1 protein-coding gene is annotated in these 655 nt (G+C 41.5%); it reads left to right on the top strand.

Annotation, left to right across the window (positions count from 1 at the left end):
- Positions 1 to 310: 310 nt before the first annotated feature.
- Positions 311 to 655: LysE family translocator (locus AB4486_RS26655; RefSeq protein WP_372119771.1), on the top strand; the 345-nt coding region annotated here is incomplete at its 3' end.

The following is a 655-nucleotide window of genomic DNA, read 5'->3' as shown; positions in this document are numbered from 1 at the left end:
CACGGTGTGAGAAACTTAGTCGTAAACCCTAAGTTACTGTCGCCAATCGCGAACTAGATAAGTTTCTTTTCAACTGAAGCTGAAGTATAAAGAGCGAGCCATACGGTTCGCTTTTTTAGTATTAAAGGTTTTGAACGTTTTTAATTAGCGAGCGACTGTCATTAGGTGAATATTCTAAGCGAGTAATAAAAGCAGATTTAAACGCCTTGATACCGCAAGTAAAGGATCGGTGAATAGTTTCTTTACTCCCTTTAAGGACGCATGTTACGTTCAGCAAATATCATGTTGAGCTATGAATAAGGACAAGCCAATGTCGTTTGAAGGTGCGGTTACATTCTTTATTGCCATGTTTATATTTGGCATTACTCCAGGGCCCGGTGTGTTTGCGATTTTGGCTCGTGGAATGGTCGATGGATGGCGAAAGTGCATTTCCCTTTCTTTAGGCATGATATGCAGTGATCTTATTTATCTAGCGCTTGCTTGTTTTGGTTTAGCAACCATTGCGGAGAACTGGTCATTTGCTTTCGAGGTCATTCGTTATGTCGGCGCAGCTTACCTTATTTACCTCGGGTACAAAATGTTTAAGGCCTTACCTGAAGTGCAAGGTAAGGCAGAGCATGCAGCCAGAAAAAGTCAGAAATCAGAACTTACTAGC

This window comes from Vibrio sp. 10N.222.55.C6, assembly GCF_041473395.1.
Classification (GTDB): Bacteria; Pseudomonadota; Gammaproteobacteria; order Enterobacterales; family Vibrionaceae; genus Vibrio; species Vibrio crassostreae_C.
Note: the sequence above shows the minus strand (reverse complement) of the source record. Positions and strands in the feature narration are given on the sequence as shown.